We start from the raw sequence: 25339 nt of genomic DNA, 5'->3' as shown, positions 1-25339 counted from the left end.
GATTCGCGCTGCGTGCTGCCTGATGCTCCCTGTCACGAAATGCTCACATGAGGGGGTGAGGCTCGCGATATGGTTGATTCGGTTTTCAAGCTTCACACTGCGGTCCTTGCCGCGCGCACGCGCGACCCGGCCTTTTCGCGCACCGCCAAGCTCATCGGCGAGGGGCTGCCGAAGATGGCCAAGAAGCTGGCCGAGGAGGCGGTGGAGGTCGGGCTGGAAGCGGTCCAGGCCGACCGCGAGCGGGTGATCCTCGAGAGCGCCGACCTGATCTACAATCTCGTCGTGCTCTGGAGCGAGATCGGTATCGCGCCCGCGGATGTCTGGCGCGAGATGGACCGGCGCGAACAGCTCTATGGCATTGCCGAGAAATTGCCGAAGAATCGCGCCGCGAAGCAAGCGCGACAGGAAAGCGCCGAGGTTGCCGCAATTGGCGGGGGTGGCTTGCGCGAAGACTGAGCATCCCGCGCGTTTTTGGCGCGCTTGCCCCCTCATCCCCGGGAATGTCAGATTTCCGGGAAGACGGGGGTTGCCAAGCCGAAGCGTTGCGGTTATTCCCGCCACATCAGATCGACGCGGCCACGGCCGAGCCACCTGATACGCGCCCGTAGCTCAGCTGGATAGAGCATCAGACTACGAATCTGAGGGTCAGAGGTTCGAATCCTTTCGGGCGCGCCATTTTTGGCTCCTTCTCAGGAGCACTGCTTACGGTTCGTTTTCAGGGCCATTTGTAAGCTTTCATTCAAGCACGATTCAGCGCTCTGCACTCGGCCGAAGGCCATGGGGTGGTCGATCTTCGCCAACGCGTGTCGTTCTGCCAGCGATCGATCCGGCCGCGTGTCGGTCATGTGCCCGGTCGTCCCATGATTTCGGCGCGGTTCGCGCGATCATGGCCCATTTTACCCCACGCGCCTATCGCGGGGCCTGCTGGGCCGAATCGTCGTGCATCCAGTCTCTCGATCGCCTGCTGAGCATTCCCCATGAGCAGGGTGGTTGTTGCCGCTCCTTGTCGACCGCAAGGCAGCGCCGCTGCCAAGCGCTGGCGACTGCGCGCCAATTCGAAGCGGCGTGGCTCAGCGTGAGATCCGACGAACGACCGGGCGCAATGGACTGAGCATGATGCGGCACCGTCACTGCTCAGATGCTGCGATCCGTTTTGGGGGCGAAGCCGAAGAGATTGCCACCCGATCGGTCCACGGCAGGGGAACAGCTGCCGTTCAAGGACGTTGCGCAACCAGGAGGACGCGCGATGAAGGCTTCAGTGATGACGCTATTGCTACTCACCGCATTGGCGGCGAGCGCCTGCAACACGACCCAGCAGAGGATCGGCGGTGCCGCTGCCGGAGCGGGAACGGGCGCACTTGTCGGTGGTCCGGTCGGTGCGGTCGTTGGGGGCGCTGCGGGGGCGGTCACGGCTCCCACCGTGGTGCGCGCAACACGGCGTGCGACGCGTTAGCCGTAGGCGCTGAGCGGCCGCTGACTTCGGACCATTTCAGCCTCTTCCACCGCCTCAGGCTCGGCGCGGACGCATATCATCGCTTGCGGGTTGCGGGTGGTTCAGCCGTAACGCCCCTCGAGCCGCCGATCGATCCCTAGTGCCGCGAGCGTGCAGAGCGCGCCCGAGAGCAGATAGACGCCAACCCAGGCGAGCCCGAATTGGCTGGACACGGTCAGCGCCACGAGTGGCGCGAAGCCCGCGCCGAGCAGCCAGGCAAGATCCGAGGTCAGCGCTGCGCCGGTATAGCGGTACTGGGTGCCKAAGCTCGAGGCCACGGCGCCGGCAGTCTGGCCGTAGGAGAGCCCAAGCAGGCCAAAGCCGATGATCACGTAGATCGTCTGCCCGGCCAGGCTGTCGCCGAAGAGCAGGGGGGCGATGATGCTCGACAGGCTGAAGAGCGCGATCATTCCGCCAGAGACAAGGAGCGTGTTGCGGCGGCCGATCTGGTCGGCGATCAAACCGGAGGTGACGATCGCGCCGAAGCCAACCACGGCGCCGGCCGCCTGCACCATCAGGAATTCCGAAACCGAACGTTCGGTGAAGAGGTTGATCCAGCTCACCGGGAAGATGGTGACGAGGTGGAACAGCGCGAAGCTCGCCAGTGGCACGAAGGCGCCGAGGATGAGGGTGCTGCCGCGCGCCCTGACCAGTTCAAGGACCGGCATGGGCATGAGCTCGCGGGTTTCCATGAGCTGGGCGAACTCGTGGGTTGCGACCATCCGCAGCCGCGCGAACAACGCCACGACATTGATCGTCAGCGCGACGAAGAAGGGGTAGCGCCAACCCCAGTCGAGGAAATCTTCCCGCGACAGCGAGCCTTCGAAATAGGCGAACAGCCCGGCGGCAAGGATGAAGCCAAGCGGAGCACCGAGCTGTGGCAGCATGGCGTACCAGCCGCGGCGGCCGGCGGGCGCGTTGAGGGCGAGCAGGGAGGAGAGCCCATCCCAGGCTCCGCCGAGCGCGATGCCCTGCAGGAGCCGGAAGATCGCGAGAATGATGCCGGACCAGATGCCGATCGTGGCATAGCCGGGCAGGAAGGCGATGGCGGCCGTCGCGCCACCGAGGAGGAAGAGCGCAACGGTAAGCTTGGCCGCGCGGCCGTGGCGACGGTCGATCGCCATGAACAGCACTGTGCCGATCGGGCGGGTTATGAAAGCCAGCGCGAAGATCGCGAAGGCATAGAGCGTCGCGGTCAGCCGGTCGGCGAAGGGGAACACCAGCTCGGGAAAGACCAGAACGCAGCCGAGACCGAAGACGAAGAAGTCGAAATATTCGGAAGTCCGGCCGATGATCACGCCGATCGCGATCTCGCCGGGCGAGACATGGTCGCGCCCGTGCTCGTCCGTCAGGTGGCCCGATGTATGGTTCGCTGCCTCAGCGCTCATGACCGGGAACCCCTCGTTATCGGGCGGGTCGGATCGTACGGGCTTGCCCGCACCTCATGCAAATGGATACGGTGGATCGCAGATACCCGTCAAACCTTCGCAATGGGACAGATTGTCTGATGGGTGATGCGAAGGAATGGGCATAGAGAAGGTTGTTCCGGCGGCAGGGAGGTCTCGAGTCTCTTGCGGATCCTTCGATTTCTAACGGTTCTGCCTGTTTTCGCGATGCTCGGCGGCTGCCAGATGGTGCTCTTGGCACCGTCCGGCGATGTTGCCGTGCAGCAGCGAAACCTGCTGCTGACCTCCACGGCGCTGATGCTCCTGATCATCGTGCCGGTGATGGCGCTGACGGTGTTCTTCGCCTGGCGCTACCGCGCTTCGGCCAACGCGACCTATGACCCCGACTGGCACCATTCGCTGCCGCTCGAGGTGGTGATCTGGGCGGTTCCGTTGCTGATCATTATCGTCATCGGTGCGATCACCTGGATGGCCACGCATCTGCTCGACCCCTACCGGCCGCTCGGGCGCATCAGCGCGGCGAAGCCGGCTGCCGCTGCGAGGATGAGCGAGAACGCGCCACCGCAAGGGCCGTTGGTCATCCAGGTGGTGGCGCTCGACTGGAAGTGGCTGTTCCTCTACCCGGAGCAGGGCATCGCCTCGCTCAATGAGGTCGTGGCGCCGGTCGACCAGCCGATCGAATTCCGGATCACGTCCTCCACCGTCATGAATTCCCTCTTCATTCCGGCGCTGGCGGGGCAGATCTACGCCATGCCGGGCATGCAGACGAAACTCAACGCCGTGATCAATCATCCCGGCGATTTCGAGGGCTTCTCGGCCAATTACAGCGGCGCCGGCTTCTCCGACATGCGCTTCCGTTTCCGCGGCGTCGACCGCCAGGGCTTCGAGGCCTGGACCCGAGCCGCGCGCGAAAAGGGCGGGCCACTCGGACGCGAGGAATATCTGGTGCTGGAACGCCCAAGCGCGCGCGAGTCGACGCGGCAGTTCCGCGATGTCGCACCGGACCTGTTCCAGGCGGTCCTCAACATGTGCGTCGATCGCGCCAAGATGTGCACGCGCGACATGATGGCGATGGATGCCAAGGGCGGCGGCGGCAGGGAGGGGATCTCGACCGTGATGGCGCTCGAATACGACAAGAGCGTGCGCCGGGGCGGGCAGCCGATGCCGCCGCGCCCCTTCGTCACGGCGATCTGCACACCCGCCGACGTCTACGGTACCGCGGGCGTCACCGCCCGCGTTGCCAACTGAACCGCGTCCGAGATGGTCGCCGCTAGCGAGACGAGGGATCCATGACCTCCTATCCCGAATGGTGGAAGCTGGTGTTCGGCCGTTTCACCTTCGAAGCGCTGCCGCTGCACGAGCCGATCCTGGTGGCGACCTTTGCTGTCGTGGTGCTCGGCGGCCTTGCGCTCCTCGTGCTGATCACGCGGATGAAGGCCTGGGGCTATCTCTGGAACGAGTGGTTCACCAGCGTCGACCACAAGAAGATCGGGATCATGTACATGATCCTGGGGGTCATCATGCTGCTGCGCGGCTTCGCCGACGCGCTGATGATGCGGGGCCAGCAGGCGATCGCTTTTGCCGGCAGCGAGGGCTACCTGCCGCCGCACCATTACGACCAGATCTTCACCGCCCATGGCGTCATCATGATCTTCTTCGTGGCGATGCCCTTCGTCACGGGGCTGATGAACTTCGTCGTGCCGTTGCAGATCGGCGCGCGGGATGTCGCCTTCCCATTCCTCAACAATTTCAGCTTCTGGATGACGGTGGGCGGCGCCGTGCTGGTGATGGCCTCGCTCTTCATCGGCGAATTCGCCAAGACGGGCTGGCTTGCCTACCCGCCCCTCTCAGGTGCCGCCTACTCACCCGGGGTGGGCGTGGACTACTATCTCTGGGCGCTGCAGATCGCGGGCGTGGGCACAACGCTCTCCGGCGTCAACCTGGTGGCGACCATCATCAAGATGCGCGCGCCCGGCATGGACATGATGAAGATGCCCGTCTTCACCTGGACGTCGCTGTGCACCAATGTCCTGATCGTCGCGACCTTCCCGATCCTGGCGGCGACGCTCGCGCTGCTGACGCTCGATCGCTATGTCGGCACCAACTTCTTCACGAACGATCTCGGCGGCAACCCGATGATGTACGTGAACCTGATCTGGATCTGGGGGCACCCCGAGGTCTACATCCTGATCCTGCCGGCCTTCGGCATCTTCTCGGAGGTCGCCTCGACCTTCTGCGGCAAGCGGCTCTTCGGCTATGCCTCGATGGTCTATGCGACGGTGGTGATCACCATCCTGTCCTACCTCGTCTGGCTGCACCATTTCTTCACGATGGGCTCGGGCGCCAGCGTCAATTCCTTCTTCGGCATCACGACGATGATCATCTCGATCCCGACGGGCGCGAAGATCTTCAACTGGCTGTTCACGATGTATCGCGGCCGCATCCGCTTCGAGCTGCCGATGATGTGGCTCATCGCCTTCATGCTGACCTTTGTCATCGGCGGCATGACCGGCGTCATGCTGGCGGTGCCGCCGGCCGATTTCGTGCTGCACAACAGCCTGTTCCTGGTTGCGCATTTCCATAACGTCATCATCGGCGGCGTCGTCTTCGGCATCTTCGCCGGCATCGCCTACTGGTTTCCGAAGGCCTTCGGCTTCAAGCTCGATCCGTTCTGGGGCAAGCTCTCCTTCTGGTTCTGGGTCGTCGGCTTCTACGTCGCCTTCATGCCGCTCTATGTGCTCGGCCTGATGGGCGTGACCCGCCGCTTGAATCGCTTCGAGGACCCCTCGTTGCAGATCTGGTTCGTGATCGCGGCAATCGGCGCGGTGCTGATCCTGTTCGGCATCCTTTGCTTCCTCATCCAGATCGCGGTCAGCATCATCCGTCGCGATGCCTTGCGCGACACGACCGGCGACCCCTGGGACGGGCGCACGCTGGAATGGTCGACGTCCTCGCCTCCGCCGGATTACAATTTCGCCTTCACCCCTGTGATCCACGACCATGACTCGTGGTCCGACATGAAGAAGCGCGGCTATCAGCGCCCGCTCGCTGGCTTCCGGCCGATTCATATGCCGAGGAATACCGGGGCCGGTGTCATCATCGCGGGCTTCGCGACGCTCTGCGGCTTCGCGCTGATCTGGCACGTCTGGTGGCTGGCAGCGCTGACTTTCGTGGGCGCCGTGGCGAGTGTGATCACGCACAGCTTCAATTACGACCGCGACTTCCACATCCCGGCAGAGACCGTACTGCGCGAAGAGGATTCGCGCAGCAAGCTGCTGGCCCGGGCCTGAGGAATGATGATGGCGAAGGCGGCAGCACAGGTCCCGGTCCGAAACGGCGCCCCGACGTTCTACGTCACGGAAGAGGAGCACGAGCACTCCGGCGGCTCGACCATGCTCGGCTTCTGGATCTACCTGATGAGCGATTGCCTCGTCTTCGCGGTGCTGTTCGCGACGTTCGGGGTGCTGGGGCGCAACTACGCGGCGGGGCCGTCCGGCGCCGACCTGTTCGATCTCAGGCTGGTGGCGGTCAATACCGGCCTGCTGCTGGTCTCCTCGATCACCTATGGCTTCGCCATGCTGGCGATGGAAAAGGGCCGGCAGGCCGCAATGCAGAGCTGGCTCGTCGTGACCGGCCTGTTTGGCCTCGGCTTCCTCGCGGTCGAGCTTTACGAGTTCGCCCACCTGATCCACGAGGGCGCGACGCCGATGCGCAGCGCGTTCCTCTCTTCCTTCTTCACGCTGGTCGGTACGCACGGGCTGCATGTCACTTTCGGCCTGATCTGGCTGGTCGTGCTGATGAGGCAGGTCGCAAGACACGGACTGATCGAGGCCAATTGCCGCCGGCTGATGTGCCTGAGCATGTTCTGGCACTTCCTCGACATCGTCTGGATCGGCGTCTTCACCTTCGTCTACCTGATGGGCGTGCTGAAATGAGCGGAAGCCAGAATCACGCCGAGCCGCATGGCGAGCACGGGGACGCCCATGGCGCTCCCCATGGCAGCCTGCGCGGCTACATCACCGGCTTCGTGCTTTCGGTCATCCTGACCGCGATCCCGTTCTGGCTCGTCATGAATGACGTGCTCGGTCACGCGACTTTGACCGCGCTCGTGATCATGGGTTTCGCGGCGGTGCAGATCGTCGTCCACATGGTCTATTTTCTTCACATGAACGGCCGCTCCGAAGGCGGCTGGTCGATGATGGCGCTGATCTTCACCATCATCATCGTGGTGATCGTGCTCTCGGGCTCGCTGTGGGTCATGTACCACCTCAACGCCAACATGATGCCGAGCGACATGCACAGGATGTGAGGCTGGCGTCGTGACGTTCCCGGACGCGGGGCAGGGGCGCCGACCGCGCACGGCCCATGTCGTTTTTGTCGCCGCAGCCTGCGTGCTTGCGCTCATCTTCGCAGGGCTCGGCATCTGGCAGATGCAGCGGCGGGCCTGGAAGCTCGACCTCATCGTCCGTGTCGAGGCACGCATCCACGCGCCGCCAGCGGCCGCGCCCGGGCCGGCGGAATGGGGCAGGATCAACGCCGCCACCGACGAATATCGCCGCGTTGCATTGCAGGGGCGCTATCTCCCCGGGCCGGAAACGCTGACGATGGCGGTGACGGAGCGCGGCCCCGGCTTCTGGGTGCTGGCGGCGTTTCGAACGGATGCCGGCTTTACCGTTCTCGTCAATCGCGGCTTCCTGCCGGAGGGGCGGCGTGGGCCGGACGAACGGCGCAAGGTTGCCGGCGAAGCGGCGAGTCCCATCGGGTTGCTGCGGCTGAGCGAGCCGGGTGGCGGCTTCCTGCGTGCGAATGATCCCGCCGCCGGGCGCTGGTATTCCCGCGATGTCGTGCAGATCGCGCAGGCACAGGGCGTCGGAGAGGTCGCACCCTATTTCGTCGATGCCGACGCTGTCTCCGAGCCTGGCCCGCTGCCGCAGGGCGGGATGACACAGGTCAGCTTCCGCAACACGCATCTTGTCTACGCGCTGACCTGGTTCTGCCTTGCATTGATGAGCGCGGGGGCGGCGGCCTATGTGATCCGGGGCAAGGCCGACGAGCCGCCGTCAGCATAAATGCAGCGAACCCGCGGCTTCCGAGGTTCACCAAGCCTCATCGTCCTTGCCAGGTCGGCGCGCGCTTGGTGAGGAAGGCCTCGATACCCTCTCGGAAATCGGCGCTCATATAGCACATCAGGATGAGGTCGCTTTCCCTTGTGCGGTCGGATCTGGTGATCCGTCGCATCGCTTCCTTGGTCGCGCGCAGGGTCAGCGGTGCATGGCCAGCAATGGTCGTGGCCAATTCCTTTGCCCGCTCCATCAGCGCGGCATGGTCGGAGACGAGTTCAGTGTAGAGACCGATCCGGTGGCCCTCGTCGGCATCCATCAGCCGCGCGGTAAAGACGATGTCCTTGACCCGCGCCGGTCCGAGCAGGGTGGCGAGCCGCGCATAATTGTTCATGGACAGGCAATTGCCGAGCGTGCGCGCAACCGGGAAGCCGAAGCGGGCGTTGCGCGTCGCAATCCGGAGATCGCAGGCGCAAGCGATGCCGGCGCCTCCGCCCGTTGCCGCTCCCGAGATCGCCGCGATGGTCGGAACCTGGCAACTTTCGATCTTCTGCAATGCACCGTCGATGCGTGCCTCATAGGTCAGCGCATCCTCCGGCTTGTCGAAGGCGCGGAACTGCGAGATGTCCGTTCCGGCGGCGAAGGCTTTCTCTCCCGCCCCGGTCAGAACCAGAACCTTGGGTGAGCCATGGCCCTTGAGATCGGAGCAGATCTCGGCGACACGGTCATACATCGCAAATGTCAGCGCGTTGCGCGCCTGCGGCCGGTTGAGCGTAATCCAGCCGATCCCGCTGTCGACCTCATAGCAGATCTCGTCACTCATCGATTCCTGCTCTCCTTCCTGCAGCCGGCATCAGGGGAACCGCTGTCGCCGGCGCCCGGCTGGAGCGCGGCGTCGGACCGGCGTGCGCCGGAACCTGTGTCGGACATCGTTTCAAGCTCAGTCCCTCAGGGCCTGGACCACGAAGGAGAAGCCGCCGAGCGCAACGACGCCGTCGAGCAGCAGCGTGTGGACCTTGAGCGGTATGCGGGCGAGCAGTGCTCTGGCGAGCCAAGCGCCCGGAAACATGCAAAGCCCGATCACCGCACCGAGCCAGACCTGCGCGCTGGTCAGGACTGCTGCCTGCCCGAAGACCAGTGTCTTGGTGAGATGCATGGTGAGACCGACGATCGCATCGGTCGCGACCAGCGCTGCACCGCCAAGCCCGGCGCCGAGCAGGATCGGGATCATCAGCAATCCGCCGCCGATCGTCGTGCCCGAGAGAAAGCCGAAGAATGCTGACGCGACGAGAACGCCGGTCGGCCCGATCTCGAAGCGCCGGCCGGCGAACAGGCGCTTGAGCACCACGATCGCGATCAGGAAGATCCCGAGCACCAGCCCGATCGCCGCCTCGTCGAGTCGGGTATAGAGCACCGCTCCGGCAAGGCAGCCGGGGATCGCCGCCGACAGGATGCGCCTCGTGACGGGCCAGTCGATCAGTGTCCGGAAGGCGCCGACGCGCGCGACATGACTGAGCAGCATCGCAACGCTGATCGTCTGCACCACGGAGGCGACGCCGATGATCGGGGCCAGCACCAGCGACAGCACGATCGCGCCGCCCGAGCCGGTGAGCGCACTCAGCAGCGATCCGACCAGGGCGGCTGTGCCGACGGCGAGCGCCGTCACAACCTGCACGGCCGATCCGAGCAAGGCCGGGTCGGCCACGAGGCTCATGGCAGATAGGCCCCGCCATTCACATGCATGGTCTGGCCGGTGAGATAGCGCCCGTTCGGCCCGGCAAGATAGCGCACCATCGCCGCGACCTCCTGCGGCCGGCCGCGGCGTCCGACCAAGGTGGTGCGGTGTTTGTGATGGTCCGGCTCGGCGGCGGAGTGGCCGCCGCGCACCGTATCGATCAGGCCGGGGGAGACGAGGTTGACGGTGATCCCGCGCTCGGCCAGCTCCTGCGCCAGCGCTTTGGTGAGACCGTCGAGTCCGGCCTTGGCGGTGACGACATGGGCGCGTTGCTTCGCGCCGGTATAGGCTGTCAGTCCGCCGATGTTGATGACGGCGCCTGCGCCGCTCGCGGTCAGCGCGTCCAGCGCCGCCTGCGAGCACAGGAACGGGCCGTCGAGCGTGACGCCCAGCACCTGATGCCATTGCGCCAAGGTCATCGCATCGAAGGCCACTTCGCCACGGATCGCGGCATTGTTGACGAGGATGTCGATCCGGCCGAAGCGCTTGAGCGTGGCCTCGACGGCGGCGCGGACCGAGCCAGGGTTGGTGACATCGGCCAACTGCCAGGCGGCACGACCACCCTCGGCCTCGACTGCGGCGACCATTTCGCCAAGCCCTGTCTCGTCCGAGAGCGCCACGCCCATCACCGCTGCCCCACCGGCGGCGAGTTCGAGCGCGATGGCGCGCCCGATATTGCGGGCTGCTCCCGTGACCAGCGCAACCTTGCCGTCGAGTTCAGTCATCGCTCAGCCCCGTGCCGCCGAGAGGTCGACGCTGCCGCCGGCGACGAGCGTGTCGAGCGCGGCGGCCATCTGCTCAGAGCGCTCGCGCGCCCAGCTCCCGAAGGCGGCGTTGTCGTGGAATTTCTGCAGGATATCGCCTGCGGAAAGAGGTTCATGCGCCCCGCCGCGCATGTGCGGCTGACGCAGCTCGCGTAGCGAGCCATCCGTGAGGGTGGCCCTGATATGGCCGCTGAAATTGCGCGGATACGCGTCTTCTGGATTGACGACATAGGACACCTTGGCGGCCAGCGCCCGCACGCTCGCCTCCGCCACGCGCTCCTCGGTGAATTGCCCAAGCCCGGCGCCGCCATCGATGAAACCGACGGCGACGCAATAGGGCGTCGAGAATTTTGCCGCATAGGCGTTGGGCGGCGCCTGTTTCAGCGCCAGTGGTTCCCAGAGCCGGTGCACCGTGCCTTCGCCGACCTCGCATTCGAGGCTGACGATGTCCTGCGCCTTGATACCCTGCTGCGCCAGTGCGATGGCGCAGTCGACGAAGGGCTGGGTCATCGTTCCGCAGGCATAGGGCTTGAAGGCGAGTGTCTCGAGCACCCAGCTCTCGCCCAACCCGTCGAGGAGCGGCGTGAAATCCGGTGCCTTCGACGGAGCGAAGGCGCGGTAGAAACCGTGATGGCCCTCGATCACGGTTGCGGGTCCGAGGAAGCCGGCCTCGGCCAGCAGGGCGGCCCGGATGCCGGCCTGCGCTGCCGCACCGGCATGGAGCCGCTTGGTCCAGCTGCCGTCGGCGAGATATTCGATGATGCCGGAGGCCAGGCTGCCGGCGACGCCGATGGCATGCGCGATCAGCTTCGGGGGCAGGCCGAGGGCGCTCGCCACCGCGGCGGCAGCTGCGGGAGCGCCGATCACCGCGGTCGGGTGAAAACAGGCCTTGTGAATCGCTTGCGGCGTCACCAGGCTCATTCGGCACATCAGCTCGGTGCCGACTGCAACACCGCGCAGCACGGCTTCGCCCGACAACCCGCGATGCTCCGCCGCCGCCAGCACGGCCGGCACGATCACGGCGCCGGCGTGGATCGGCCCGCCCTCGAATGTATCGTCAAAATCCTCGCCATGCGCCGCGGTGCCGTTGACCAGCGCGGCGTCATAGGGGCCCAGGCCCGATGCATGGCCGATCGCGGTTGCCTTGCCCGACGACGCGGTCGAGGCCAGGGCGGCGCGGACATAGTCGGTGCCACGCGCCGCGACGCAAAGCCCGGCGACGTCGAGCAGCAGCAGGCGGACGGTCTCCCGCGCCTTGGGGCTCACCCTCGCATGGGCGGCGAAGCTGGCGAGCCGCAGCGCGACCGGCTCATCGGCGATCGAAGTCTGGTGGTTCACGCGTGCGCATCCTTGAGCTTGGCATTGCGCGCGTCACGGAATTCGCGGACGAGCGAGAGGGTGACGAAGACGGTCGATGCCAGCAGCAGGCCGACCGCGATCGGGTCTTCGAGGAAGATCGAATGGTCACCGCCGGAGAGCAGCAGCGAGCGGCGATAGCTCGACTCGACCATGTGACCGAGCACGACGCCGAGGATCAGCGGCAGGAACGGATACCCGGCGCGGCGCATCAGGTAGCCGACGAGGCCCATGCCGAGCGCGATGCCGAGATCGGCAAGCGAGGTGTTGAGCGTGTAGATGCCCGACAGGATCAAGGCGAGGATGAAGCCGGCGAGATAGGCGCGGGGCCGGTTCACCAGCCAGACGCAGACGGGCAGCAGCAGGATGCCGACGACGATCTGTGCCAGGGTCGCGATGAACGAACCGAGATAGAGCCCGACCACGACATCGGCATTCTGCTCGAACAGGCGTGGCCCGGGCAGCAGCCCGTGGATCAGCAGGCCGCCGAGCAGCACCGCAGTCGAGTTCGAGCTCGGAATGCCGAAAGAGAGAAGCGGGATCAACGCGGTGCTGGCCACCGTGTTGTTGGCGGTCTCGGGCGCAGCGACGCCCTCCTCCGATCCCTTGCCGAATTTCTCCGGCTCCTTCGACCAGCGCCTGGCCTCGTTATAGGACAGGAAGGCCGCAATCGAACCGCCGCCACCCGGGGTCAGCCCCTCGAATGTGCCGAGCAGGCAGCCGATGAACTGCGAGCGCTTGAGCCTGTTCATCATGCTCAAGCTGGGCAGGCGGACCTTGACCTGTTCACGCAGGCCGCCAATGTCGCGCGAGCCGGACTGCATCATCAACTCGCTGACCGCGAAGATGCCGATCATGATCAGGACGGGTTCGACGCCTCCGAGCAGCTCCGGGCTACCGAAGGTGAAGCGCGTCACGCCCGAGATCGGGTCGGTGCCGATGGTCGAGATCATCAGCCCGACGACTGCCGCGGCGAGACCCTTGAGCAGCGAGCCGTTGGTCATGGAGGCGATGACGCTGAGGCCGAGAATGCCGAGCGCGAAATAGGAGGTTGGCCTGAAGGCGAGTGCGACCCAGGAGAGCGGCTCGGTCAGCATGATCAGCATGACCAGGCCGAACAGGCTGCCGATGACGCCCGACCAGAGCGAGATGCCCAGCGCCTCGCCGGCCCGGCCCTGCTTCTTCATCTCGTAGCCGTCGATCACGGTCGCGGCGGCCGAGTTGGTGCCGGGTGTGCGGATCAGGATGGCCGGGATCGAGCCGCCATATTCGGCGCCGATATAGGTGCAGGCCAGCATCACGATCGCCTGCACCGGCGCCATGCCGTAGGTGAAGGGCAGCAGCAGGGCCATGGTGATCGAGGCCGAGATACCGGGCAGCGATCCGCCGATGATGCCCCAGATGAGGCCGACGATCGAGAACAGGATGATCGGCGAGCCGAACAGGAGGTCGAATGCGATTCCGAGCGAATGCATCATCGTCCCCTTAGAAGAACCAGCCGGAGGGCTGATGCACGCCGAGCAGCTTGACGAAGATCGCCCAGTAGCCGACGGCCCCGCCCATCGCGATCAGCGCGGTTTTCCAGTTCGCCGCCGCGCCCTCGAAGAGAGCGATCGCGCCGATCAGGAGGGCAATGGCGGGCAGGTAGCCGATGATCGGCACGAGCACGACATAGGCCGCACCGAAGCCGAGGAAACCGAGCGCGCGCGGCAGCGGCGCGATCGGGTCGTCATCACCGGGTTGAGTGACGATCGCGGCTGGCTTCGGCGCCCGCGCCAGCGCGCCCTCGATGATGGCGCGGGCCACCAGGACCGCGCCGAACCCGGCCAGGGCGAAGGCGAGGATACGCGGCAATCCGCCCGCGCCGACATCGTCGGCGAGCGAACTCTCCGCGATGTCGCTGATGCCGAGGTAGTACAGGATCGCGATGGCGAGCACGATGAGCCCGCCTGCCAGATCCTTCTGAGCTGTTCGCCCGCTCATGCTACGGTCTTTCCCGACGGGTTGCGCACATGGTCGCTGGAGCGCGGCGTCACTTCAGGACGCCGTTCTCCCTCAGGAAGGCTTCGGTGACGGTGCCGAAGTTCTGGACGAAGCCCTGGTACTGGTCGTGGGGTATGAAGTTCGCGACCAGGCTCTCGGTTCTGTAGACCTTCTGATACTCGGGATCGGCCAGGATCTTCGGCACGGCCTCGTCCCAGATCTTGGTGATCGCCGGCGGCAGCCCTTTGGGGCCGGCAAGGCCACGGAATTTGTCGAGCGCGATCGCGTAGCCGGATTCCTTCACCGTCGGGACGTTGGGGAAGGCTTCCATACGCCTGGCATCGAAGGTCGCGAGCAGCCGGATCTTGCCGGCCTCGAGTTGCGGACGAATCTCCGGGATCTCGCCGATGCCGATATCGAGCGTGCCGTTGAGCACGTTGATCATCAGGTCGCCGCCACCCTCATGCGAGACCACGGCGGGGGACACGCCTGCCGCCTTCTTGAGCTGCTCGGCCGCCTGGCGCTCCAGCGAGGCCGGATTGGCCGCGCCCCAACGCCCACGCGAGCTCTGCGCCTTGTCGATCACGTCCTTGAGGGTTTTGTAGGGGCCGTCGGCGCGGGTGTAGATCACCTCCGAGTCGGTGAAGAAGTTCGCCAGCGGCTCGACGTCCTTGTAGCCGTGCTGTGTCTTCGAGAGCAGCGAGGTGTAGATGTAGGTCGGCGTCGTCGCGTAGAAGACGCTGCCATCGGCGGGCGCCGTCGCCAGCCGCGAGACGGCGCGGGCTCCGCTGCCACCCTGCACGTTCTCGATGATGAAGGTCGCCTTGATGTATTTCGGCAGGTGCTTGGCCATCTCGCGCAAGAAGACGTCGCTGCCGCCCCCCGGACTCGAATGGGTGACGAGCGTGACCACCTTATGCGGGTAATCGACCGGCGCTTGCGCGGCGGCGCCGCCTGCCGACCAGGCCGAGAGGCTGGTGGCGACGGCTGTGGCGATGGCCAGATGTCGCATGGTTTCTCTCCCTGAGATCGATGAATGGGCCTCCCTGCTTCGGAGAGGCCTCGTTCGATTGGCGCGGCGGCGCGGCTTCTCCGCGCCAGGCCGTCTTACTGCGCGGCGTTGCGCAGCGGCCGGACTGCCGGCGTGGTGTCGAAGACGAGCTGCTCGACGAGCATCTCGATCCGCGGCAGGGCGTCGACGCCCCAGGCCAGATCGAGCAGCCTGTCCTGGGCGGCGTCGGTGATCGCGCCCTCGGCACACATCCGGAACTTGGCTTCGAGATCGGCGTCGCTGATCGGGTTGTCCGGGCCGCCGCGATAGCGCTCGTCGGCCCATTGCACGAGGGTCCGGCCGTCCTTGGTCTCGACCTCGATGCGCGAGCGGATCTTGTCATAGCCGCGCGCATCGATTTCGGGGTCGTTGAGGATTTCGGTGCGCTTCTGCATGTCCTGCATCGCCGGCGAGGCCACGAACGCGTCGTTGAACTCGTGATGGCTGGCGCGGCGACAGAGCGCGATCATCGAGAGCAGCGCGGGCATCGAGAACTTGGCCTGGAGGTGGTTCTGCGCCAGCGGATAGCGGATCGGCTCGAGGATGTTCCTGCCGGCAAAGAAGCGGATGCGCTCGACCTGCTCGGGTTTGAGGTCATGCGCGAGCACCAACGCCAGCATCGCGTCCATCGATTGGTGGGTCAGGATGCCGGACGGGTAGGGCTTGATGCTGATGCCGGGCTCAGCGATCGTCAGCGTCTCGCCGAAGCCCTGCGGCAGCTTCTCTTCCGAAAGTCCCTCGCCCATCACCTGGAAGAAGCCCCAGGTGCCGTCGAGGGCCGCCGGGTCGGCGGTGAAGCCGCGTGCCGCGAGAAGGGCCGCGGTGACGCCGTTTTCCGAAGCGCGACCGACATGAAGCGGCTTGGTCATCGTGCCGAAATTGCAGCGGATGCCGGCAGCGAAACTCGCTGCGATGCCGAGGGCATGCGCCACCTCAGCGCCCTTGAGACCGAGCAGCTTCGCGGCGGCGGCGGCGGCGCCGAAGGTGCCGACCGTGCCGCTGCTGTGATGGCCACGACGATAATGGCGCGGCGTCATCCATTCCGAGATCTTGCATTCGACCTCGAACCCCGTCTGGAAGGCGAGCATGAGGCGCTTGCCGTCAACGCCGCCAAGGCGTTGCGCCAGCACAAGCGCGGCGGTCAGCGGCGGCACCGAGGGGTGGGTCAGCAGGCCGTAGACATGGCGCGGGTCGTTCGAAACCTGGGTGTCGTCCCAGTCGTGAGCATGGCCGGCAGTGCCGAGCACGCGCGCCGCCAGCGCCGCGGGAACGCGGGTATGGCCATGGCCGATCAGCAGCGCCTCGGCCTTGCCGCCGGTTTCCGCCGCATCGGCCGCCAGCATGCGCACCGAGTCCTCAAGTCCACCGGCCAGGTAGAGGCCAAGCGTATCGATGATGCAGCGCCGGCCGATCCGCAGCGCCTCAGCTGGCAGGCCGTCGTAGCTCGCCCTCTCGATGAACGCGACAGCGGAGGCAGTAACGTGGTTGAGCTCGGTCATGGCGTATCCGGCTTTCTCTTGAACGAAGATCGTCAGCTGGTCAGACGCGTGGGCTGCGCCTCGGTCTTCCGGTAGGCGGCGAGCAGGCGCGCCTTGGCGCGGGCGACATGGTCGGAATGGGCGCGCTGGGCACGCTCGGGATCGCGGGCGGCGATCGCCTCGACCATCTCGCGATGCTCCGAGTTGGAAACCTCCAGGCCGCCGCCCTGCACCAGGCTGCGGGCACGAAACAGGTGCAGCTTCTTGACCAGCCCGCGATATTGTGCGGCGAGCGTGCCATTGCCGCAGGCATCGATGATGAATTCGTGGAAGGCGAGGTTGAGCGGGTAGTAGCGGTCGAAGTCGCGGTGGCGCGCGGCTGCTTCCATCTGCTCGAGATAATCCCTCAACCGCGCCACCTCCGCCTCGCTGACCCGCTCGGCCAGGAGCTTGCCGGCAAGACCGAACAGCACCGTGCGCACGTCGTAGATCTCGATGGCCTCCTCGACCGCCGGCTGGCGGATGAAGACGCCGCGATTGGGGATCAGCTCGACCAGGCCGAGCCCTTCAAGGGCCCGCAGCGCCTCACGCACCGGGCCGCGGCTGGTGCCGAAGCGGATAGCCAGATGGTTTTCGTTGACCCGCTTCCCCGGCGGAATCTCGCCGGCAAGGATCGCCCTCTCGATTTCGCGTTCGAGCACGCCCGAAAGCGAGCGGGTCCTCAGAATGGTCAGGGCATCGTCTGGAATGGTCATAGGTTCTGATATCAGCGTCTACAGAAAACTGTCAACAGTTTGCAATTCTCGAGTTACCATGCTCTCATGAGGTGGTCGCGCGTCCCGGGGAGGGAACAGATCGGCGCAGATCCACGCCTCCCGAGACCGATATCGGGACTTGGGCTTAAGGCTTGGATCTGCCGCCTGCCGCCTAGGCGCGGAGATCCGGTCGGCCCACTGCACAACCGTTCAAGTGCAGCTCAGGGTTGATCGTAGAATGCTTATTGTTGACAATCCTGAGGATTGGCCCTTAGCTCGTATCAAAATTGGGATAGCGGAGCAGGCGTACCCGCTCGCCGCCGATCCAGAAAAACGAAGCCCGGACCCCGGATGTCCAGGCGATATCGCGTCTGGGAGGATGCATTGGCGTTTCTGGAACTTGCCGATCTGACGATGCGGTACGGCGCGATGACGGTCGTCGATCGCGTCGATCTGAATGTCGAGAAGGGCAATCTCGTCTGCCTGCTCGGGCCGTCGGGTTGCGGCAAGACGACCACCTTGCGCCTCATCGCCGGCTTCATCACGCCCAAGGGTGGCGAGATCCATGTCGGCGGGCGCACGATCTCGTCGGCCGGCTGGAGCGAACCGCCGGAGCGGCGGGGCATGTCGATGATCTTCCAGAGCTACGCGCTCTGGCCGCACATGACCGTTCGCGAGAATATCGGCTATGGGCTGTCCCTCCGGAAGATGCAGGCGGCCGAGATCGCGCGGCTCGTCGACAAGATCCTCGACGTCACGCGGTTGAAGCCGCTGGCCGAGCGCTATCCGGGAGAGCTGTCCGGAGGGCAGCAGCAACGCGTTTCGCTGGCACGCGCGCTCGTCGTCGAGCCCGAGATCCTGCTGCTCGACGAGCCGCTCTCCAATCTCGACGCCAACCTGCGCGAGGAGATGCGCTTCGAGATCCGCCGGCTCCACGACGCCTATCGCTACACCACCGTCTATGTGACGCACGACCAGGCCGAGGCGATGACCACGGCCGATCTCATCGTGGTGATGAACCAGGGCCGGATCGAGCAGGCGGGCAGCCCGGAAGAGATCTATGAGCGGCCGCAATCGGAATTCGTGGCGCGCTTCCTCGGCGGCACCAACATCCTGAAGGGCCGGTGGCTCGATGCCGATACGGTCGAGTGCGGCCCGCTGAAGCTTCGCTGCGGCACCGGCGATTTCTCGGCCGGCGGCGATGGCGTCGTCTCGGTGCGCCATCATGACATCGTGCTGGACGCCAAGCCGCAGGGCGACGGGCCGAACCGGGCGCAGGGCACGGTCCTGCGCCAGGTCTATCTCGGCTCGCATCGCGACTACCTGATCGAACTTCCCGGCGGCGCGCAGATCCGCACGGTTGCCGAACCGCACCTCGCCATCGACCGCGGCCAACCCGTCTGGCTGCACTTTCCACAGGAGCACTGCCGCGCTCTCGCCCGCTGAACCGGGGGCGCGAAAGCAATCTCGCCAACATCATAACAATGAGGAGGAACGAGAATGACACGCCCAATGTTCGACAGACGATCCGTGGTGGCCGGCCTTCTGCTCTCGACCGCTCTCGGAAGCATGCCCGCTTTGGCGCAGGCTCCGGCCCCCTATCAGGTCACGCCGGAGCTTATCGAGGCGGCGAAGAAAGAAGGCACGGTCACCTTCTACACCGCGACCGACGTGGCGGTCTCGGAAAAGGTCGGCAATGCGTTTGAGGCGAAATATCCCGGCATCAAGGTGAAGGTCGAGCGTTCCGGTTCCGAGCGGGTGTTCCAGCGCCTCAGCCAGGAATATGGCAGCTCCATCCATAATGCCGACGTCGTCGAAACCTCCGACGCGGTGCATTTCGTCCTGTTCAAGCGCAATGGCTGGCTGGCCCAGGCCGTGCCGGCCGAGGTCGCGAAGGACTGGCCGAAGGAGGCCAAGGATGCCGACGGCTATTATGCGGCCTATCGCGCGCATCTCTCGGTCATCGGTTACAACAGCAAGCAGGTGAAGGCGGAGGATGCGCCCAAGAGCCATGCCGACCTGCTCGATCCGAAATGGCGCGGCCGCATCGTCAAGGCCCATCCCGGCTATTCCGGCACGGTGATGACCGGCACGGACGTCCTCAGTCAGGCGCTCGGCTGGGAGTTCTTCGAGAAGCTCGGCAAGCAGCGCATCATGCAGGTCCAGTCATCGACAGAGCCGCCGAAGAAACTCGCCCAGGGCGAACGTTCGATCGAAGCCGACGGCAACGAATACAACATGTTCATGCTCAAGGAGTCCGGCGTTCCCGTCGAGATCGTCTATGCGACCGAGGGCACGCCGATCGCCATCGGTCATGGCGGGATACTGAAGAACGCGCCGCACCCCAATGCCGCGAAGCTGTTCTACTCCTTCCTCTTCGACCAGGAGACACAACAGCTCAACAGCGATTCCGGCGGGCTTCGCTCGTTCCACCCGCGCGTCAAGGAGAAGGAGACGCGTACGCCGCTTTCCAAGATCAAGCTGCTCTATTCCGACCCGCTGAAGCTCGAGCCGAATATCGAGATGATCAAGAAGAAATACGAAGAGTATTTCGGCACCTGATCCGTTCCGCGCGGACCCCACGGCGCGGATCTTCCGCGCCGTGCATCGCCCTTTGACGAGAGCTGCACCCGGCGCCGGCGCGTCGCGCGCTGGCGGCGCACGGAGATCCTCATGACAGCGATAACCGGGATCGTGTCCGGAGTTCCCATACGCCACGTCACCATCGACTGGTCGCGGCCGATCTTCGTGCTGCTCACGGTTATCCTTTCGGTGCTGGTCGTGCTGCCGCTCGCATGGCTCGGCTACTACGCCGTGACCGATCAGTCCGGCAGCCTCAGCCTGGCGAATTTCAGGGCTCTGGTCAGCGATGCGACGCTGCGCCGGCCGTTCATCGTGGCGATCACCATGGCGCTCAGCGTCGGTGTGCTGTCCTGCGCCATCGCGACGCCACTCGCCTGGATCGTGGCCCGCACCGACATGCCGGGACGCACGCTCGTGCGCGGGCTCGTCATGGCCTCCTTCGTGACCCCGCCCTTCCTCGGCGCCATCGCCTGGGAGATCCTGGCCGCGCCCAATAGCGGCATCATCAATGCCGTCTATCGCTGGCTGTTCGACCTCGATCCATACGAGTACCTCGTCGACATCTACACCCTGTCCGGCCTCGTCTTCGCGATCGCGTGCTACACGTTTCCCTATGTCTTCACCTTGGTGACGAACGCGCTCGAACGCGTTCCGACCGAACTCGAGGAGGCATCCGCCATCCTCGGCGGTGGCCTGTGGACGACCTTGCGCAAGGTGACGGTGCCCCTCGTCCTGCCGGCCATGCTCGCAGGCTCGCTGATCGCGGTGCTGCAGGCGCTGACCATGTTCGGCTCGCCTGCCATCCTCGCCCTACCGGCGAATTTCCACGTCATCACCACCAAGATCTGGAGCCTGTTCCAGTACCCGCCCAAGCCCGGGCTCGCTGCGGCGGCGGCGTTGCCGCTGCTCCTCGTCACCATCCTGCTGCTCTGGACGCAGCGGCGCATCCTTGGCCGGCGCGGATACACCACGGTCGGCGGCAAGAGCGGCAGCGCGCGCATCACGGTGCTCGGGCGCTGGAAATGGCTGGCGCTCGGCTTCACCTTCCTTATCCTGTCGCTGACGGTGCTGATGCCCTATGCCGCGCTGGTGAAGACCGCGCTCACCCGCACGGTGGCGGAGCCGCTGACCTTCGAGAGCTTCACGCTCCACCATATCTGGTTCGTGTTCTTCGAGTTCTCGGCGACACAACTTGCGCTGCGCAACACGTTCCTGCTCGGCTTCCTCACCGCGACCATCGGCACGGCGATCGCGCTCGTCGTGGCCTATCTCGTCACGCGCGGCAGTTCGCGCGGGGCTCCGCTGCTCGGCTATCTCGCTACCGCGCCGGTCGCGATCCCCGGCATCGTCCTCGGCGTCGGCCTCTTCCTCAGCTATTCCAGCCCGATATTGCCGCTCTACGGCACGCTCTGGATCCTGCTGATCGCTTTCCTGACCATCGAGATGCCTGCGGGCTACCAGCAACTCTCGTCCGCCTTCAAGAGCGTGCATGTCGAGCTCGAGGAGGCGGGGCGCATCCTCGGCGCGACGCGGATGACGACCCTGCGCACCATCACCGCGCCGTTGTTGCGCTCAAACGTCGTGGCGGCATGGTGCTTCGTGTTCATCGGCACGATCCGCGAGCTTTCGGCGACGATCCTGCTGACCACCGCCGACACCAAGCTCGTATCGGTCATCATCTACGACCTCAACGAATCCGGCGATCTCGGCGCGATCTCGGTGCTCGGGATCATGCTGCTGATCGTCTCGTTCGCGGTCGTGTTCCTCGCCAACCGCCTGCCGCTCCTGGGCGGCGCGAAGGTCGCGCCGGTCCGCGGCTGATCAGGCGTCCGGGTAATGGCCGAGCGGGCCGAACAAGGCGGTGCGACTGATCAGGACATGCTCCTCCAGTGCAGCCTCGGCACCGGCGGGGTCGCGTGCCGCGATCCGTTCGAGGATCGCGCGGTGCTCGTCATTCGAGGTCGTCATCCGGCCGGGCATATCGAGGGTGCGGCGGCGCAGGAGGTGCATCTCGCGGTGGATGGCGGCGCATTCGGCTGCGAGGCGGCCATTGCCGCCGAATTCGACGATGGCTTCGTGGAAGCGCAGATTGCCGGGATAGAAGCTGTTGAGGTCGCCGGCTGCCATCGCGGCGTCCATCTCCGCGACATAGCCGGAGAGGATGGCCACCTGCTCGTCCGTGACGATGGGCGCCAGCAACCTGCCTGCCAAACCGTAGAGCGCCGCCCGTATTTCGTAGAGCTCGGCCGCCTCGCGCCCGTCGAGCGCGCGGATGAACACGCCACGGTTGACCACGACGTTCACCAGCCCGCTCTGCTCGAGTCCCCGGCATGCCTCGCGGATCGGCCCCCGGCTGACACCCAGCCTGGCGGCGAGCGCGTTCTCGTTGAGGCGCTCGCCGGCACTCAGTTCGCCCCGTTCGATCATCTGCTCCAACTCGTGGCGGATGATCGAGGTCAGGGACTGGTTGCGGCGAAGCTGCAGGGCGGAATCGATATCGAGGCTCATGCACTGGGTTCCGTGTGATTGGCCCAATCTATCAGTCGGAGCCGGGCAACGCCATTGGATCTTAAACTGTTGACAATCGGCAAAAGACAATTAGAGGCTGATGGCTAGCCTGGAGGACGCCATGAAGACGCCCGATAACCTTTCGCCCGCGGATAACGGTCTGACGCGCTATGTGGCGTCCTTCATCTGCGATGCGTCGCCGGCGGATCTGCCCGGCGATGTCGTCGCACTCGGCAAGAAATCGATCCTCGACGGGCTCGGGCTGGCGTTGTCGGGCTCGGTCGCCCATAGCGGCAACTATGTGCGCCGCCATCTCGCCGATCTGAACCTGGCGAGCGGACCGGCCACGGTCATCGGCTCGCGGCTGAAGGTCGCGCCGCGCTTCGCGGCCTTCGCCAACGGCGTCGGCATTCACGCCGACGACTATGACGATACCCAGCTTGCCGTGGCCAAGGACCGGGTCTACGGGCTCCTCACCCATCCGACCGCACCTGCGCTGCCGGCGGCGCTTGCCATGGGCGAGGCGAAGGGTGCCAGCGGGCGCGATGTGATGCTCGCCTACCATCTTGGCGTCGAGGTGGAGTGCAAGATCGCCGAGGCGATCAACCCGCGACATTACCAGACCGGTTTCCACGCCACGGCCACCTGCGGCACCTTCGCGGCTGCGGCGGCCAGCGCCAGGCTGATGGGGCTCGACCTCGACCAGACCCTGCGCGCGCTGTCGATCGCCGGCAGTCAGTCGGCCGGACTGCGCGAGAATTTCGGCACGATGACCAAGCCCTTCCATGCCGGGCGCTCGTCGGAGAGCGGCGTCGCGGCGGCTCAGTTCGCCGAATATGGCTGGAGCGCCACGGACAAGATCCTGGAGGCGCCGCGCGGCTTCTTCCGGGCTGCCGGCGGCGGCTATGACGAGGGCGCCATCCTGAACCAGCTCGGGGCGCCCTGGACCTTTGCGGCGCCCGGCATCTCGATCAAGCCGCATCCTTCAGGCTCGCTGACCCATCCGGGTATGACCGAGATGCTGCGTCTCATCCGCGAGAACCGGATCACCGCGGACGCGGTGGAGCGGGTCCGCGTCGGCACCAACCACAACATGCCCAACGCGCTGATCCACCATCGGCCGACCAACGAGCTCCAGGCCAAGTTCTCGATGGAGTTCTGCATGGCGATCCTCCTGATCGAGGGTAAGGCCGGCCTTGCGGAATTCACCGACGCGGTGGTGAACCGCGCCGACGTCAAGGCGATGATCGAGCGGGTCGATTTCGTGGTGGACGATGAGGCTGAGGCCGCCGGTTACGACAAGATGACGACCCTCATCGCCATTACGCTGAAAGATGGCCGGACCATCTCGGGCCGAGCCGATTTCGGCAAGGGAAGTCCGGCCAACCCGATGAGCTACGAGGAGGTCTCGGACAAGTTCCGCGAGACCGCGGGCTTCGCCAGTCTCGGCCGGGAACGGATCGAGGACGTGATCGCCATGGTGCGCGACCTGGACGCTCTGCCCTCGATCGAGCGCCTGATGGCGTCTTTGCGGCTCTGACCATGGCGAAGCTCACCATCGGCGTCCTCAACGGGGACGATATCGGCCACGAGATCGTCCCGGCTGCGGTCGAGGTGACGCGCGCAGCGGCCGCCCGGCACGGACTCGCCATCGACTGGCGGCCCATGCCTATCGGCCGCGCCGCGCTCGATAGCCACGGCACGACGCTGCCGGATGGCACGCTGGAGACGCTCGCCACCTTCGACGGCTTCATCCTCGGGCCGATCGGTCATCAGGCCTATCCGAAGGGGCCGGGCGCGATCAATCCGCATCCGATCCTGCGCAAACATTTCGACCTGTTCGCCAATGTCCGCCCGACGCGATCCTACCCCGACATCGGCTGCATCTATGACGATGTCGACCTCGTCATCGTGCGCGAGAACAACGAGGGCTTCCAGCCGGACCGCAATGTCGTGATGGGCTCGGGCGAGTTCCGGCCCAATGACGACCTGACAATCTCGGTGCGCGTCATCTCGCGCAGGGGCAGCCGCAAGGTCGCCCGTGCCGCGCTCGACATCGCCCGGTCGCGGCGCAAGCGCCTGACGCTCGTGCACAAGAACACGGTGTTCAAGCTCGGCTGCGGCATGTTCGTGGAGAGCTGCTACGAGGCGGCGAAGGATTATCCCGATGTCACGATCGACGAGGTGATCGTCGATACCTTCGCAATGCGCCTGGTGCGCGATCCGCAGAGCTTCGACACTGTGGTGACGACGAACATGTTCGGCGACATCCTGACCGATGAAGCCGCGGGGCTGGTCGGCGGGCTCGGCATGGCGCCCGGCCTGTGCATCGGCGAGGGCGGCCTCGCCATGGCGCAGGCGACGCATGGTTCGGCGCCCGACATTGCCGGCAAGGGCGTAGCCAATCCCTATGCAATGATCGAGTCGACTCGGATGCTGATCGAGCATCTCGGCCGGGTCCGATCCCTGCCGCAGGCGGTGGAGGCCGCACGCACGATGGAAGCGGCGATCCGCTCCGCGCTCTCGGGGCCCGAGACGCGCACGCGCGACATCCGCGGCACCACCGGCACCCGTGGCATGACCGAGGCGATCACCAGGGCGATCGGTTAGATGTGGAGCGTCAACAGGTTGTCCTCGTCGCGAGCGAGTCTGCTGATGGGKGTMTTGGCCTGGATYCCGCCGTGGGGGCGATGCCARTTGTAATGATGGAGCCAGCGCGGCAGCTCTTCGGCTCTGCGMTCTGAGTGGGGATAGGGTCTGGCATAGGCCCATTCGCGKAGCGCCGTCTGGATGAAGCGTTCGGCCTTGCCGTTGGTCCTGGGSGTGTAGGGCCTKGTCCTGATCTGGCGCAGGCCGAGCTCGCGGCAGGCGTGGCGGAAGGCATGGGCTTTGTAGCAGGGGCCGTTGTCGGTCATGACGCGCGCGACGGAGACGCCGAGGCCTTTGTAATAGGCGACGGCGGCCCTGAGGAAGGCGACCGCGCTGAGCGCCGTCTCGTCCGGCTTGATCTCGACGAAGGCGAGCCGGGAGGCATCGTCGATGCAGACATGGGCGAACTCCCAGCCCGCCCCGACGCTGCGGCCGGCGCTGCGATCCCCGGTGACGCGATGCCCCGGCTCCCTGAACCGGTTGAGCTTCTTGATGTCGAGATGGATCAGTTCGCCGGGG

General features: G+C 65.6%; 24 protein-coding genes and 1 tRNA gene. 13 read left to right on the top strand and 12 right to left on the bottom strand.

Going from position 1 to position 25339, the window contains the following annotated elements:
- Positions 1 to 69 precede the first annotated feature (69 nt).
- From hisE to AC1DGP_RS21845, 3 genes are all read left to right on the top strand, one after another.
- Complete coding sequence (hisE, locus tag AC1DGP_RS21855; RefSeq protein ID WP_476770380.1) at positions 70 to 456, top strand: phosphoribosyl-ATP diphosphatase; 387 nt, start codon at positions 70 to 72, stop codon at positions 454 to 456.
- Between the two features lie 142 nt (positions 457 to 598).
- Positions 599 to 675 (top strand) — tRNA-Arg (locus AC1DGP_RS21850).
- Positions 676 to 1246: 571 nt separating this feature from the next.
- The gene (locus AC1DGP_RS21845; protein ID WP_441492172.1) at positions 1247 to 1453 is read left to right on the top strand and encodes a hypothetical protein; all 207 of its coding nucleotides are present in this window, start codon (positions 1247 to 1249) and stop codon (positions 1451 to 1453) included.
- A gap of 101 nt (positions 1454 to 1554) precedes the next feature.
- Here AC1DGP_RS21845 and AC1DGP_RS21840 read toward each other — a convergent pair whose 3' ends face one another.
- A complete protein-coding gene (locus tag AC1DGP_RS21840; protein WP_476832521.1) occupies positions 1555 to 2880 on the bottom strand; it encodes an MFS transporter in 1326 nt (441 codons plus the stop codon).
- 126 nt (positions 2881 to 3006) lie between these two features.
- On the opposite strand from AC1DGP_RS21840, the gene cyoA reads away from it, so the two are divergent.
- From cyoA to AC1DGP_RS21815, 5 genes are read left to right on the top strand one after another with little or no spacing between them, the layout of a single operon-like run.
- Positions 3007 to 4146: a ubiquinol oxidase subunit II gene (gene cyoA, locus AC1DGP_RS21835; protein WP_476832520.1), complete on the top strand. Its 1140-nt coding sequence runs from the start codon at positions 3007 to 3009 to the stop codon at positions 4144 to 4146.
- A gap of 41 nt (positions 4147 to 4187) precedes the next feature.
- Positions 4188 to 6188 carry a cytochrome o ubiquinol oxidase subunit I gene (cyoB, locus tag AC1DGP_RS21830; protein WP_441505617.1) on the top strand — a complete coding sequence of 667 codons (2001 nt, stop codon included), beginning with the start codon at positions 4188 to 4190 and terminating at the stop codon, positions 6186 to 6188.
- Between the two features lie 9 nt (positions 6189 to 6197).
- Entirely contained in the window at positions 6198 to 6833 is a 636-nt protein-coding gene (gene cyoC, locus AC1DGP_RS21825) for a cytochrome o ubiquinol oxidase subunit III (protein WP_441505616.1), read from the top strand.
- On the top strand, positions 6830 to 7207 hold the full coding sequence (gene cyoD / locus AC1DGP_RS21820; protein ID WP_441477516.1) for a cytochrome o ubiquinol oxidase subunit IV: 378 nt from the start codon (positions 6830 to 6832) through the stop codon (positions 7205 to 7207). The genes cyoC and cyoD overlap by 4 nt, the downstream gene beginning before the upstream one ends.
- Positions 7208 to 7217: 10 nt before the next feature.
- Positions 7218 to 7967 carry an SURF1 family protein gene (locus AC1DGP_RS21815; RefSeq protein ID WP_441505615.1) on the top strand — a complete coding sequence of 250 codons (750 nt, stop codon included), beginning with the start codon at positions 7218 to 7220 and terminating at the stop codon, positions 7965 to 7967.
- Between the two features lie 37 nt (positions 7968 to 8004).
- Here AC1DGP_RS21815 and AC1DGP_RS21810 read toward each other — a convergent pair whose 3' ends face one another.
- From AC1DGP_RS21810 to AC1DGP_RS21770, 9 genes are all read right to left on the bottom strand, one after another.
- Positions 8005 to 8781, bottom strand: coding sequence for an enoyl-CoA hydratase/isomerase family protein (locus AC1DGP_RS21810; RefSeq protein ID WP_441505614.1), 777 nt, complete (start codon positions 8779 to 8781; stop codon positions 8005 to 8007).
- 117 nt (positions 8782 to 8898) lie between these two features.
- Positions 8899 to 9672: a sulfite exporter TauE/SafE family protein gene (locus AC1DGP_RS21805; RefSeq protein WP_441505613.1), complete on the bottom strand. Its 774-nt coding sequence runs from the start codon at positions 9670 to 9672 to the stop codon at positions 8899 to 8901.
- Entirely contained in the window at positions 9669 to 10418 is a 750-nt protein-coding gene (locus AC1DGP_RS21800; RefSeq protein ID WP_441505612.1) for an SDR family NAD(P)-dependent oxidoreductase, read from the bottom strand. Before AC1DGP_RS21800 ends, AC1DGP_RS21805 begins: the two co-directional genes overlap by 4 nt.
- A gap of 3 nt (positions 10419 to 10421) precedes the next feature.
- Positions 10422 to 11795 carry an MmgE/PrpD family protein gene (locus AC1DGP_RS21795; RefSeq protein ID WP_441505611.1) on the bottom strand — a complete coding sequence of 458 codons (1374 nt, stop codon included), beginning with the start codon at positions 11793 to 11795 and terminating at the stop codon, positions 10422 to 10424.
- Positions 11792 to 13288, bottom strand: a complete 1497-nt coding sequence (locus AC1DGP_RS21790) for a tripartite tricarboxylate transporter permease (RefSeq protein WP_441492162.1) — start codon at positions 13286 to 13288, stop codon at positions 11792 to 11794. The genes AC1DGP_RS21795 and AC1DGP_RS21790 overlap by 4 nt, the downstream gene beginning before the upstream one ends.
- Before the next feature lie 10 nt (positions 13289 to 13298).
- A complete protein-coding gene (locus AC1DGP_RS21785; RefSeq protein WP_441492161.1) occupies positions 13299 to 13796 on the bottom strand; it encodes a tripartite tricarboxylate transporter TctB family protein in 498 nt (165 codons plus the stop codon).
- Positions 13797 to 13845: 49 nt separating this feature from the next.
- Positions 13846 to 14808, bottom strand: a complete 963-nt coding sequence (locus tag AC1DGP_RS21780) for a tripartite tricarboxylate transporter substrate binding protein (RefSeq protein WP_441505610.1) — start codon at positions 14806 to 14808, stop codon at positions 13846 to 13848.
- 95 nt (positions 14809 to 14903) lie between these two features.
- Positions 14904 to 16346, bottom strand: a complete 1443-nt coding sequence (locus AC1DGP_RS21775) for an MmgE/PrpD family protein (RefSeq protein WP_441505609.1) — start codon at positions 16344 to 16346, stop codon at positions 14904 to 14906.
- A 32-nt stretch (positions 16347 to 16378) separates the two neighbouring features.
- Positions 16379 to 17080: an FCD domain-containing protein gene (locus tag AC1DGP_RS21770; protein ID WP_441505608.1), complete on the bottom strand. Its 702-nt coding sequence runs from the start codon at positions 17078 to 17080 to the stop codon at positions 16379 to 16381.
- Between the two features lie 351 nt (positions 17081 to 17431).
- Here AC1DGP_RS21770 and AC1DGP_RS21765 point away from each other — a divergent pair, with 351 nt between their 5' ends.
- From AC1DGP_RS21765 to AC1DGP_RS21755, 3 genes are all read left to right on the top strand, one after another.
- The gene (locus tag AC1DGP_RS21765; RefSeq protein ID WP_441492158.1) at positions 17432 to 18526 is read left to right on the top strand and encodes an ABC transporter ATP-binding protein; all 1095 of its coding nucleotides are present in this window, start codon (positions 17432 to 17434) and stop codon (positions 18524 to 18526) included.
- Positions 18527 to 18580: 54 nt separating this feature from the next.
- Positions 18581 to 19642 carry an ABC transporter substrate-binding protein gene (locus AC1DGP_RS21760; protein WP_441492157.1) on the top strand — a complete coding sequence of 354 codons (1062 nt, stop codon included), beginning with the start codon at positions 18581 to 18583 and terminating at the stop codon, positions 19640 to 19642.
- Positions 19643 to 19753: 111 nt separating this feature from the next.
- Positions 19754 to 21484, top strand: a complete 1731-nt coding sequence (locus AC1DGP_RS21755) for an ABC transporter permease (protein ID WP_476775277.1) — start codon at positions 19754 to 19756, stop codon at positions 21482 to 21484.
- On the opposite strand, the gene AC1DGP_RS21750 is transcribed toward AC1DGP_RS21755, so the two are convergent.
- Complete coding sequence (locus AC1DGP_RS21750; protein WP_441505606.1) at positions 21485 to 22171, bottom strand: FCD domain-containing protein; 687 nt, start codon at positions 22169 to 22171, stop codon at positions 21485 to 21487.
- Between the two features lie 121 nt (positions 22172 to 22292).
- Here AC1DGP_RS21750 and AC1DGP_RS21745 point away from each other — a divergent pair, with 121 nt between their 5' ends.
- A complete protein-coding gene (locus tag AC1DGP_RS21745) occupies positions 22293 to 23711 on the top strand; it encodes an MmgE/PrpD family protein (RefSeq protein ID WP_441505605.1) in 1419 nt (472 codons plus the stop codon).
- Positions 23712 to 23713: 2 nt separating this feature from the next.
- The gene (locus tag AC1DGP_RS21740; RefSeq protein WP_441505604.1) at positions 23714 to 24781 is read left to right on the top strand and encodes an isocitrate/isopropylmalate dehydrogenase family protein; all 1068 of its coding nucleotides are present in this window, start codon (positions 23714 to 23716) and stop codon (positions 24779 to 24781) included.
- Here AC1DGP_RS21740 and AC1DGP_RS21735 read toward each other — a convergent pair.
- Positions 24778 to 25339, bottom strand: a 562-nt coding sequence (locus AC1DGP_RS21735) for an integrase core domain-containing protein (RefSeq protein WP_476832519.1), incomplete at its 5' end; no start/stop codon positions are given. The genes AC1DGP_RS21740 and AC1DGP_RS21735 overlap by 4 nt on opposite strands.

The sequence above is a fragment of the Allobosea sp. 05T433 genome (assembly GCF_056396065.1).
Note: the sequence above shows the minus strand (reverse complement) of the source record. Positions and strands in the feature narration are given on the sequence as shown.